The organism is Mycobacterium sp. UM_Kg1 (genome assembly GCF_000972925.1).
GTDB lineage: Bacteria > Actinomycetota > Actinomycetes > Mycobacteriales > Mycobacteriaceae > Mycobacterium > Mycobacterium hiberniae.
Genome location: NZ_JRMK01000027.1, coordinates 1 through 11,943, shown reverse-complemented (window position 1 = coordinate 11,943; position 11,943 = coordinate 1). Strand labels below are relative to the sequence as shown.

Sequence of the window (11,943 nt, the reverse complement as noted above, 5' to 3'; positions counted from 1 at the left end):
GCGCCGGCCGCTGAAGCTTCGAACCCCCCGTTCGCAGCGCAGCCTACGTGGCGAAGCGGACGAGTTCGTCGGCGGTGATCAGGCGCTCGTGCTTGGCCGGGAACTCACGGCTTCTCCGCGGATGTCGCAGCAGTGACCAGGCCATACGGCCCATCCGGTATCGGTATATCGGGTTTGTGTACACGGCGCTGTCCCCCGCCCCGGATCGGACCAGATTGGAATCAATGCGAACCATGTTAACACTCTGTTAACGTGGATCACATAGCTGTCCATTAGACACCCGCCTCACGGCAAACATCTTGCGACGCGCCGGTCGTTGGGGCAGAAGTTGAAAAAGTGACTCATGGGATTCAGTGGCCGAGAAGCTGCAGGGCCAGTCGGCGCGCCCGCATGATCGGCGCAACCGACCGCTCGACCTTGGAGCCGACCAGCGCACCGTCATAGAGCAGCTGCACCTCACCGGCCCGCTGCTCCGGTTCCCCGACCCCGGCTTCGGTGAGTACCCCCGCCAGCGTCTCGCGCATCCAACGGCGGTGGGCCACCACCGGCTCGAGGTCAACGCCCGCGTAGGCCCCCGCGGCGTTGACGTAGAGGCATCCGCGGTAGCGGCGCCTTCTGGCCGCTACCGCAGCCAGATCGAAGAACAGCACGATCTGCTCGACCGGATCGCGCAACCGCGCCGCAGCGCGGTCGTATCGCTTGCGATCAGCCTGATCCAAAGCATTGAGATACGCCAGCACCAGTGCGTCCTTCGAGCCGTAGAGGTTGTAGAGGCTGGCTTTCGCCACCCCTGCCTCCGCCAGGATTCGGTCAATGCCGACTTCCCGAATATCCTGTGCGGCAAAGAGTTCCGTTGCAGTGTCGAGAAGCCGCTGAGCCGCAGACGTGCCGCGCGCGGCGCCGATGGCGTCCCCGCGCCGGGATCCGGTCATGCCCGTCATGGCAGCAGACTAACCCAGCATCTTCAATAGACAGGGCTGTCTATCACTGGCACCGTCATGGCGATCGACGGCGAAAGGACACCCCATGACTCTGTACCTCTACGAGATCGCCCCGCTGCGTCACGACCGCGCCGAAGCCGACCGTGCGATAAAGGAACTCGACAGCCTCGTCCAGCGGGACGGCGGTGAGCTGATCGAGGCCCAGGTGACCGGTGCGGCCGGACGGGTCTTCGCCATCACCGAATTCGGCACCTGTCAGGCCCCATCGGTCGACGCGGCGACGTTGTCGGCGGCCGAGGTCAGTGGCCCCCACCCGGTACGGTTGGTCGGCGCCGACCTCGCGCAGCTCAAGGCCATCCGCCCCGCCGCCGGTTACCTCGTCGAATGGGACCTGCCCGCGGATCTGGACATGGACACCTACCTTGCCCGCAAGAAGGCGAAGGCACCCAAGTACGCCGATGTCCCGGAGGTGACCTTCTTGCGCACCTACGTGCGCGAAGACATGGACAAGTGCCTGTGCTTCTACGACGCCCCCGACGAGGCCGCCGTCCGCCGCGCCCGTGAGGCCGTGACCCCCCCCATCGACCGGCTCTACCGCCTCGAAGGCGGACCGCGGTGAGCACACCGGTGCGTCATGTGCCCACCGCGCTGGCCGATCTCACCGCGACCGTGGCAGAGCGCGCCGAGGGACTCGACGCCGGAGAATTCGACGTCCGCGCCGACCTGGCCCGGTTCGGCTCGGCAGGCTTCTTCGCCGCGGCGCTGCGCGACGACGGTCTGCCCGAGTTGGTTTCGACCATCGAACGCACCGCGGCGGCGAGTCTGGCGGTCGGATTCTCGTTATGGGCGCACACCATGGCGGTCACCTACTTGGCCCACGCTCCGGCTCCGGCGCGCGCGGGCCGCCTGGTCGAGTTGAGCAACGGCGACCGACCGGGAGTGACGGCGATGGCCGCCGGACTCAAACAAGTCGCCGGACTGGGCCCTGTGCCGCTGATCGCCGACGGTGCCGACGACGACCTGCGAATCTCCGGGCCGATTCACTGGGCCTCCAACGTCTTCGACGATTCCCTGATCGTGCTGCCGGCACGTCGGCCCGATGGAGCCACCCTCGTCGCGCTCGTCGATGCGGATACTCCCGGTATCACGGTCAATCCGGCACCCACCTTGATGGCCTTGGGCGCCACGGCCTCCACATCCCTGCACCTCGACGACGTTGCCGTGCGGCCCGAGCAGATTCTGACCTGGGACATGGCGGGCTTCGTCAGCACAATTCGGCCGGTTTTTCTGTTGTTGCAGACCGCATTCTGCGTCGGAGTGGCCGGCGCCGCGCTAGACGGTGCGCACCAGAGCCGAGGCAAACTGGCACAACTGTTTTCCCTCGAACGCACCGAGCTCGGCCAGCAGCTCCACCAGCTGCGTGCCACGCTGTACACGCTGGCCGGCCGATCGCCCGACGCGGACCTGGCCGACATCATCCGGCTGCGCCTGGACGCCGCGACCACCGCGGTCAACGCCACCCGGCTGGAATCGACCTTGGCCGGTGGCGCCGGCTATGCAAGCCGCAGCGCAGCCAACCGGCGCTTTCGGGAAGCGGCTTTTCTCCCCATCCAATCGCCCTCGGAAGGACAACTGCGGTGGGAACTGAGTCGGTTCGAGTAACCCAGGGCAGCAAGCGATTCGGTTCCGTCGCAGTACTGCGCAATATCGACTTCTCGGTAGGTGACGGAGAGTTCGTCGCCGTCCTGGGCGCCAGCGGCAGCGGCAAGTCGACGCTGCTGCGGATACTGGCCGGCCTCGAGACGCTGGACGGCGGCACCGTCACCTGGAATTCCGACGGCAACCGGCCGCGCACGGGTGTCGTATTCCAGCGACCGCTCCTGATGCCCTGGCTGCGCGTCGCCGACAACGTCACCTACGCTCGGCGCTTCGCCGCGCACCGGGCGGAGTTCGACCAGGCGCGCGCCGCGGAGTTGATGGCGCGCTTCGGCGTCGACCAGCTGGCCGATCGCTATCCCGATCAGCTTTCCGGAGGGCAGGCGCAGCGGGTGGCCATCCTGCGCGCGGTTGCCACCAATCCGCGGCTGCTGCTGCTCGACGAGCCGTTCAGTGCACTGGACCCGACCACCCGCACCGACCTGCAGGGCTGGCTGGGCCAGCTGGCCGCCGAACTGCGCGTGACCGTGGTACTGGTCACCCACGATGTCGATGAGGCGCTGCGGCTGGCCGAGCGAATCGTGCTGCTGGGCGCCGATGGACAGCTGCGCGACGAATGGACGCTCGGCACCGGCACCCCAGACCGACTGAGCGTTGTGCGCCAGGAGATTCTGGCGCGCTACGACGCCGACCGCAGCACCGTCGCCGGTGGAGTGCGGTCGTGACAGCGTTGACACGCCGGCGTCTGCTGCTCGGCGCCGCCTCGGCCGCAGCGGCCGGCGGCCTCCTCGGGATCGGCGATCTGGCCCGCAGCGCCACCGCCGCGCGCGCGTCCGACACCGGTGGTCCGCTGCGCATCGGTTACCTGCCGATCACCGACGCGGCCCCCCTGCTGCTGGCGCACAGCGCCGCGTTGTATCCGGCCGGGGTGGTCAGTTCCGCCAAACCGGTGCTGTTCCGCAGCTGGGCAGCACTGGCCGAGGCGTTCGTCACCGGCAGGGTGGACGTGGTCCACCTGCTGATGCCGATGGCCGTGCAACTGCGCTACGCCCTGGGCGGCGGCGTGCGGGTCCTGGGCTGGAATCACACCAACGGCTCGGCGCTGACCGTGGCACCCGACATCGAAGACCTGAGCGACCTGGCCGGCACCCAGGTGGCCATCCCGTTCTGGTGGTCCATTCACAACATCGTTGTGCAGCAGCTGCTACGCGCACACGGACTTCGCCCAGTGTTGCGGCGCAGCGCTTCTCGGGCCGCACGCACCGTCGAGTTGATCGTGATGAGCCCGTCGGACATGGTGCCCGCACTGGCCAACCGTTCGATCGGCGGCTACGTGGTCGCAGATCCGTTCAACGCGGTCGCCTCGATCAAGAAGATCGGCCGTATCCACACCTTTCTCGGCGACGTCTGGCGTGATCACGCCTGCTGCGCGCTGATCACCCGTGAGGACGTGATCGCCCAGCGGCCCAACGCTGTTGCGCAGGTGACCGATGCCGTCGTCGGCGCGCAGCTGCTGCTGAACTCCGACCGGGCCGGCGCAGCCAAGGCCCTGGGCGGCGGGCGCTACCTACCGCAACCTGTGCCGGCGGTGCAGCTGGCCCTGACCTACCCCCCTCCGCCGTATCCGCTGATCCACCCCGACTGGCAACCGCAGCGGCTGGGCTACACCCCGTTTCCCTTCCCCAGCTTCACCCACCGCCTGGTGGAGGCCATGGGCGAGACGCTCATCGACGGCGATCGGCGTTTCCTGGATCGGCTGGATCCGGCCCGGGTGCACGACGACCTCGTCGACGACCAGTTCGTCCGGGACGCGCTGGCGCGACGCGGCGGGCCGGCCGCGTTCGGACTGCCCGAATCACTGCATCGAGTAGAACAGGTGGCCACCTCATGACGAGCAATGCAGTGCAGCGCAGCGACCGCCCGGAGCCGGCCTCCTCCGACGCCGGCGGACGGTCGCGGTGGTGGCAGAGGTTCTGGCCGCCGGTCGCCAGCGTTGGCGTCGCGATCACGCTGTGGTGGGCGGCGACATCCGCGTTGTGCACCCCACAATCACTGCTGCGCCAGACCGCGCCCCAGCACGTCCTGGCGGCGCTGGGAGACCTGCTCGGCCGGGGTGTGCTGGTGCCCGACACCGCCGTGAGCCTCTACCGGCTGGTGATCGGCCTGCTGATCGCGGCACTGGTCGGTATCCCGGCGGGCCTGCTCATCGGACTGAGCCGCACCGCCGAGCGCGCGGCAAGCCCCCTGGTGGCGTTCCTGCGGATGATCTCTCCCCTGTCGTGGACGCCGATCACCGTGGCGGTGTTCGGTATCGGCAGCCAGCCGGTGATCTTCCTGATCGCCGCGGCGGCGGTCTGGCCGGTGCTGTTGGGGACAGTCGCCGGCGTGCACGCCATCGACCCGGGTTACCTGCACGTCGCGCAGTCGCTGCACGCCAGCCGGTTCGAGCAGTTGACCGCAGTGGTGTTGCCGGGGGTCCGCGTGCAGGTACAGAACGGTCTGCGGCTGGCCCTGGGCATCGCCTGGGTGGTGCTGGTGCCGGCCGAGATGCTCGGCGTGCGGTCCGGCCTGGGGTACCAGATCCTCAACGCCCGCGATCAGCTCGACTACGCGTCGGTGGTCGCGGTGATCGCCGTCATCGGCGTTCTGGGCTACCTGCTCGACCTGGCGGCCCGGCTGCTTCTCGCACCGCGGCGCGCCACCGCCGGCTGACGCCGCGGCGCCGATTCAGCGAATCGGCGCCGCGGTGGCCGTGATGGGGGCCGGCAAGGCCGTCCGGCCCATCAAGTAGCGGTCCACCGATGCTGCGGCAGCCCGTCCTTCGGCGATGGCCCAGACGATCAGCGACTGGCCGCGGCCCATGTCACCGGCGACGTACACACCAGGCACCCCGGTGGCGAACTCCTCATTGCGGGCCACGTTGCCGCGTTCGGTGAACTCGACTCCCAGATCGGCCAGCAGCGGGGAGCGCTCCGGCCCGACGAAGCCCATGGCAAGCAGCACCAGGTCGGCTTCGAGTTCGAAGTCGGTGCCCTCCACCTTCTCGAACCCGCCGTTGCGGCGCCGCACCTCGTGGGCCCGCAAACCCGTCACGCGACCGTCGCGCCCGAGGAATGCCTCGGTGTTGACCGAGAACACGCGCTCCCCGCCCTCCTCGTGCGCCGAGGTGGTCCGCATGATCAGCGGGTAGGTCGGCCACGGAGTGGAGGGGTCCCGGATCTCCGGGGGGCGAGGCATGATCTCGAACTGGTGCACGCAGGTCCCGCCCTGGCGGTGCGCGGTCCCCAGACAGTCGGCCCCGGTGTCGCCGCCGCCGATGATGATCACCTTCTTGCCCTCGGCGGTGATCGGCGGCTCGGTCAGGTCACCGGCCTGAACGCGGTTGGCCCAAGGCAGGTATTCCATCGCCTGATGGATGCCGTCGAGCTCCCGGCCCGGGATGGGCAGGTCCCGCCAGGCGGTGGCGCCGCCGGCCAGCACCACGGCGTCGAAATCGGCACGCAGCTGCTCGACGGTCAGATCCACACCGACATTCACACCTGTCTTGAATGTCGTTCCCTCGCCGGCCATCTGCTCCAGACGCCGGTCCAGGATGCGCTTCTCCATCTTGAATTCCGGGATGCCGTAACGCAGCAGACCGCCGATGCGGTCGTCGCGCTCGAAAACCGTCACATCGTGGCCGCCGCGCGTGAGTTGCTGGGCCGCGGCCAGCCCCGCCGGCCCGGAGCCCACCACCGCAACCGACTTTCCGGTACGGACCGACGGCCGAATCGGCTCCACCCAGCCCTCCCGGAAGCCGCGTTCGATGATCTCGTACTCGACCTGCTTGATGGTCACCGGCGGCTGGTTGATGCCCAGCACACAAGCTGGCTCACACGGCGCGGGACACAGGCGACCCGTGAAATCCGGGAAGTTGTTGGTGGCGTGCAGCCTGTCGAAGGCCTCCCGCCACCGACCCGTGCGCACCAGGTCGTTCCACTCCGGGATCAGGTTTCCCAGGGGACATCCGTTGTGGCAGAACGGAATACCACAATCCATGCAGCGTCCGGCCTGCTGCCGCACCGTGTCTTCGGCGAAGTCCTGGTACACCTCGTTCCAGTCCTGCAACCGCTCGGAGACAGGCCGGCGCAACGGCAGGATGCGCTGGGTGTTGTTCAGAAATCCTCTCGGGTCAGCCATGAGCCGCCGCCATAATCGCCTCCTCGGGATCTGTGCCGCTGGCTTTCGCCTCGGCGACCGCGGCGAGCACCCGCCGGTAGTCGCGCGGCATCACTTTGACGAAGTCCCGTCGACGGTTGGCCCAGTCGGCCAGGATCGTCTGTGCCGGGACCGAGTCGGTAGCCGTGGCATGCGCGTTCAGCGCCGAACGCAGCCACTCAACATCTTCGGCGTCGAAATCGTCGAACGTGTCGAGGTCCACCATCTCGGTGTTCAGGCGGCCACCCAGTTCGCGGTCCGGGTCGTAGACATAGGCCACTCCTCCGGACATCCCGGCGGCGAAGTTGCGGCCGGTTTTGCCCAGCACCACAACCTTGCCTCCGGTCATGTACTCACAGCCATGGTCGCCGACGCCCTCGACCACCGCCACCGCACCGGAGTTGCGGACCGCGAACCGCTCGCCGACCACGCCGCGCAGGAACAGTTCACCGGAAGTGGCACCGAACAGAATCACGTTGCCGCCGATGATGTTGTCCTCCGCGGCGTAACCCTCGGGCGAGTCCAGCGGGGGCCGGACCACGATCCGGCCGCCGGACAGACCCTTGCCGACATAGTCGTTGGCGTCACCGAAGACCCGCAGGGTGATGCCGGGCGGAAGGAACGCGCCGAAGCTGTTCCCGGCCGAACCGGTGAAGGTGATGTTGATGGTGTCCGGAGGCAGACCCTGGGCACCGTAGGCCTTCGTCACCTCGTAGCCGAGCATGGTGCCGACCGTCCGATTGACGTTGGAGATATCACTGGTGAACTCGACCCGGGTGCCGGAATCGAGAGCCTCGCGGCTCATGACGATCAGCTGCTGGTCCAAGGCCTTGTCCAGTCCATGGTCCTGAGCCGAAGTGCAGTACAGGTCCTGGTTCATGAACGCCGAGTCCGGCTGGTACAGAACCGGTGCGAGGTCCAGCTTGTGGGCCTTCCAGTGCGCCCGCGCCAAAGTGGTGTCCAGCGCCTCCACCTGGCCGACGGCCTCGTTGATGCTGCGGAATCCCAGCGCGGCCAGATACTCGCGAACCTCTTCGGCGATGAACCAGAAGAAGTTCTCGACGAACTCGGGCTGGCCGGTGAACCGCCGGCGCAGCTCCGGGTTCTGGGTTGCCACCCCGACGGGGCAGGTGTCCAGGTGGCAGACCCGCATCATGATGCAGCCCGACACCACCAAAGGCGCGGTGGCGAAACCGAATTCCTCGGCACCCAGCAGCGCGGCGATCACCACGTCGCGGCCGGTCTTGAGCTGGCCGTCCACCTGGACCACGATGCGATCCCGAAGGCCGTTGAGCAGCAATGTCTGCTGGGTTTCTGCCAGCCCGAGCTCCCACGGCGCACCGGCGTGCTTGAGCGAGGTGAGCGGTGCCGCACCGGTACCTCCGTCGTGCCCGGAGATCAAGACCACGTCTGCGTGGGCTTTGGAGACCCCGGCCGCCACCGTGCCGACACCGTTCTCGGCGACCAGCTTCACGTGAATACGCGCCTCGGGGTTGGCGTTCTTCAGGTCGTGGATCAGCTGCTTGAGATCTTCGATGGAGTAGATGTCGTGGTGCGGGGGTGGCGAGATCAGTCCGACACCAGGCGTGGCATGGCGGACCTCGGCAACCCACGGATACACCTTGTTACCCGGAAGCTGGCCGCCCTCACCGGGTTTGGCCCCTTGCGCGATCTTGATCTGGAGATCGGTGCAGTTGACCAGGTAGTCGCTGGTCACGCCGAATCGGCCCGAGGCGACCTGCTTGATCGCGCTGCGCCGCCAGGAACCGTCTGCGTCGGGCAGGAAGCGGTCGGAGTGCTCGCCGCCCTCGCCACAGTTGGACCGCCCGCCGATGCGGTTCATTGCGATCGCCAGTGTCTCGTGCGCCTCGGCTGAGATCGATCCGTAGCTCATCGCGCCCGTGGCGAACCGCTTGACGATCTCGGTGGCCGGCTCGACCTCGTCGATCGGAACAGGCGGACGCTGGCCGGCTTTGAAGCGCAGCAGGCCGCGCAGGGTCGCCAGCCGCTCGCTCTGGTCGTCGACCAGCTTGGTGTATTCCTTGAACACCTCGTACTGCCCGGTGCGGGTGGAGTGCTGCAGTTTGAACACCGTCTCCGGGTTGAACAGGTGGTATTCGCCCTCGCGGCGCCATTGGTATTCGCCGCCGACCGGCAGCTCCCGGTGCGCCCGTTCTTCCGGACGGTCGAGGTAGGCCAACTCGTGCCGGACCGCGACATCGGCGGCGATGTCGTCGAGCGTGATGCCACCGATCGGGCAGTACAACCCGGTGAAGTACTCGTCGAGCACGTCCTGGGAGATACCGATCGGCTGGAACAACTGGGCGCCGGTGTAGGAGGCCCGCGTCGAGATGCCCATCTTGGACATCACCTTCAGCACTCCCTTGGCCGCCGCCTTGGCGTAGTTGGCCAGTGCCTTTTCCCGGTCCAGACCCTCGATGAGGCCCCGGTCGAGCATGTCCTCGACGGACTCGAATGCCAGGTACGGGTTGATGGCTGCAGCGCCGAACCCGATCAGCGCCGCCATGTGATGCACCTCGCGGGCGTCACCGGCCTCCACGATCAGGCCCACCTTGGTACGGGTGCGCTCGGCGACCAGATGGTGGTGTATCGCGGCGGTGGCCAACAGCGACGGGATGGGAGCCAGGGTCTCGTCGGACTCCCGGTCGGAGATCACCAGGAAGCTGGCGCCTTCGGCGATGGCCGCCGACGCACGCTCGCACACCTGCCGCAGCGCCGTGCGCAGGCCGGCCCCGCCGGCGGCGGGCGGGTACAGACACCTGATGACCGCGGTGGACAGGCCGTGCGGCCCCCGAGAGCCGATCCGCTGGTCCGGCTGCAACTTCAACAGCTTCGCCAGGTCGGCGTTGCTCAAGATCGGCTGGGACAGCACCACCTGACGCCACGTGGGTTCGCCGGTGTTGAGCAGGTCGCCCTCCGGCCCGAGCGCACCTTGCAGGCTGGTGATCACCTCTTCGCGGATGGCATCCAACGGCGGGTTGGTCACCTGGGCGAACAGCTGCTGGAAGTAGTCGAACAGCAGGCGCGGACGAGCCGACAGCGCGGCCACCGGGGTGTCGGTGCCCATCGATCCGATCGGCTCCGCGCCGGTGCGTGCCATCGGTGCGAGCACCAGGTTGAGCTCTTCGTTGGTGTAACCGAACATCTGCTGGCGCAGCAAAACCCGGTGATGCTCCATCCGGGGCGCGTCACCGGCGGGAAGCTCGTCGATCCCGATCAGGCACTCGTCGATCCACTGCTGGTAAGGGCGCTCGGCGGCCAGCGTCGACTTGATCTCCTGGTCGGAGATGATCCGCCCGGCGGCGGTGTCCACCAAGAACATCCGGCCGGGCTGCAACCGCTGGCGCTCGACGACGGTGGCGGGGTCCAGGTCGAGCACCCCGGCCTCGGAGGCCATCACGACCAGCCCGTCATCGGTGACCCAGATCCGGGACGGCCGCAGGCCGTTGCGGTCCAACACCGCCCCCACCACGGTTCCATCGGTGAAGGTCATCGACGCGGGGCCGTCCCACGGCTCCATCAGCGAGTCGTGGTACTCGTAGAACGCCCGGGTCGGGCCGTCCATGCTTTCGTGCCGTTCCCAGGCCTCCGGGATCATCATCAGCACCGCGTGCGGCAGGCTGCGGCCGCCCAGGTGCAGCAGCTCGAGTACCTCGTCGAAGCGGGCTGTGTCGGACGCCCCCGGGGTGCAGATCGGGAACAGTTTGTCAGCACTGCGGTGGTCGCCGTCGGCGCCGAAGACATCGGTGCGGATCAGCGCCTCCCGGGCCCGCATCCAGTTCTCGTTGCCGGTCACGGTGTTGATCTCGCCGTTGTGCGCGATGCGGCGGAACGGATGCGCCAGCGGCCACGACGGGAAGGTGTTGGTGGAGAACCGCGAATGCACGAGGCCCAACGCGCTTTCCATGCGCTCATCGGCCAGATCGAGATAGAACGCCTTGAGCTGCGGCGTGGTCAACATGCCCTTGTAGACGATCGTGCGACCGGAAAGGCTTGGGAAGTACACGGATTCACGTCCCGGACCGTCCTGCCCGGGGCCCTTGCTGCCCAGCTCGTGCTCGGCGCGCTTGCGCACCACATAGGCGCGGCGCTCCAGAGCCATCCCGGACGCTCCGCCGATGAACAGCTGACGGAAACCCGGCATCGCGTCACGGGCCAGGGCGCCCAGCGACGAGTCGTCGATCGGAACCTCGCGCCAGCCGAGCACCTGGAGGCCCTCGGCCTCGACGATCTTCTCCAAGCCGACGCAGGCTGCCGCGGACTCCTTGGCCGACTGCGGCAAGAAGGCGATCCCGGTTGCGTAGCTGCCCTCGGGCGGCAGTTCGAAGTCGGTTACCGCACGAAAGAACCGGTCGGGAATCTGGATGAGGATGCCGGCCCCGTCACCACTGTTCGGTTCGGCTCCGGCAGCACCTCGATGCTCCAGGTTGAGCAGCGCCGTGATCGACTTGTCCACGATGTCGCGACTGCGCCGGCCATGGATGTCCACCACCATGGCAACCCCACACGCGTCATGTTCGAACGCGGGGTTGTAGAGCCCCACCCGACTGGGTGCCATTTCACCTGACCCTTCGCACGGCCCAGCCCGCTCACCCATAGGGACAAGCGGTCTAGGGGATTGATCCGTGCGACGTTGAACGGCGTTCTGCCTGAAAAATCTCGACAGGCACCGCAACGATATACCCCCACCCAGCAAACGTGCTAGTTCGCTGGGTGTGATGCTGTCGTGAAGGTTGCGTAACGCCGTCGCAATAACTGGATGATGTCCAGGAAATGTGTGCTGCTTATGGTTTGGCTGCCTGCACCCGAAGGAGACCCACATGGCCGCCGATATTTTCAAGCTCGTCGCCGACGAGTCGGTCGAGTACGTCGACATTCGATTCTGCGACCTGCCGGGGGTCATGCAGCACTTTTCGATCCCGGCGTCTGCGCTCGACGAGAGTGTCTTCGAGGACGGGCTGGCCTTCGACGGGTCCTCGATCCGTGGATTCCAGTCCATCCACGAATCGGACATGCTGCTGCTGCCCGACCCGGAGACGGCCCGCATCGACCCGTTCCGGGCCGCCAAGACGCTGAACCTGAACTTCTTCGTCCATGACCCGTTCACCCGCGAGCCCTACTCGCGTGA

Annotated in this window: 10 protein-coding genes; 6 read left to right on the top strand and 4 right to left on the bottom strand. The window is 67.4% G+C overall.

What is annotated here, in order from left to right; translation table 11 throughout:
- Positions 1-43: 43 nt before the first annotated feature.
- Both LI92_RS22950 and LI92_RS06515 read right to left on the bottom strand, forming a co-directional pair.
- Positions 44-235: a hypothetical protein gene (locus tag LI92_RS22950; protein ID WP_152665361.1), complete on the bottom strand. Its 192-nt coding sequence runs from the start codon at positions 233-235 to the stop codon at positions 44-46.
- A 115-nt stretch (positions 236-350) separates the two neighbouring features.
- Positions 351-932: a TetR/AcrR family transcriptional regulator gene (locus LI92_RS06515; RefSeq protein WP_046317313.1), complete on the bottom strand. Its 582-nt coding sequence runs from the start codon at positions 930-932 to the stop codon at positions 351-353.
- A gap of 94 nt (positions 933-1,026) precedes the next feature.
- Here LI92_RS06515 and LI92_RS06510 point away from each other — a divergent pair, with 94 nt between their 5' ends.
- The 5 genes from LI92_RS06510 to LI92_RS06490 are packed head-to-tail and all read left to right on the top strand — an operon-like array spanning position 1,027 to position 5,309.
- Positions 1,027-1,560, top strand: coding sequence for a DUF4242 domain-containing protein (locus tag LI92_RS06510; protein ID WP_046317266.1), 534 nt, complete (start codon positions 1,027-1,029; stop codon positions 1,558-1,560).
- Positions 1,557-2,603 carry an acyl-CoA dehydrogenase family protein gene (locus LI92_RS06505; protein WP_046317264.1) on the top strand — a complete coding sequence of 349 codons (1,047 nt, stop codon included), beginning with the start codon at positions 1,557-1,559 and terminating at the stop codon, positions 2,601-2,603. The genes LI92_RS06510 and LI92_RS06505 overlap by 4 nt, the downstream gene beginning before the upstream one ends.
- Positions 2,579-3,322, top strand: coding sequence for an ABC transporter ATP-binding protein (locus LI92_RS06500; protein WP_046317262.1), 744 nt, complete (start codon positions 2,579-2,581; stop codon positions 3,320-3,322). Before LI92_RS06505 ends, LI92_RS06500 begins: the two co-directional genes overlap by 25 nt.
- Entirely contained in the window at positions 3,319-4,488 is a 1,170-nt protein-coding gene (locus LI92_RS06495) for an ABC transporter substrate-binding protein (RefSeq protein ID WP_046317260.1), read from the top strand. Before LI92_RS06500 ends, LI92_RS06495 begins: the two co-directional genes overlap by 4 nt.
- Entirely contained in the window at positions 4,485-5,309 is an 825-nt protein-coding gene (locus tag LI92_RS06490) for an ABC transporter permease (protein WP_082109589.1), read from the top strand. The genes LI92_RS06495 and LI92_RS06490 overlap by 4 nt, the downstream gene beginning before the upstream one ends.
- A gap of 15 nt (positions 5,310-5,324) precedes the next feature.
- On the opposite strand, the gene LI92_RS06485 is transcribed toward LI92_RS06490, so the two are convergent.
- Both LI92_RS06485 and gltB read right to left on the bottom strand, forming a co-directional pair.
- Positions 5,325-6,776 (bottom strand): glutamate synthase subunit beta, encoded by a 1,452-nt coding sequence (locus LI92_RS06485; RefSeq protein WP_046317256.1) that lies wholly within the window; start codon positions 6,774-6,776, stop codon positions 5,325-5,327.
- Positions 6,769-11,373 carry a glutamate synthase large subunit gene (gene gltB / locus LI92_RS06480; protein WP_046317254.1) on the bottom strand — a complete coding sequence of 1,535 codons (4,605 nt, stop codon included), beginning with the start codon at positions 11,371-11,373 and terminating at the stop codon, positions 6,769-6,771. Before gltB ends, LI92_RS06485 begins: the two co-directional genes overlap by 8 nt.
- Positions 11,374-11,635: 262 nt before the next feature.
- Between gltB and LI92_RS06475 the strand changes: the two genes are divergently transcribed.
- Positions 11,636-11,943, top strand: a 308-nt coding sequence (locus LI92_RS06475) for a glutamine synthetase beta-grasp domain-containing protein (RefSeq protein ID WP_046317252.1), incomplete at its 3' end; no start/stop codon positions are given.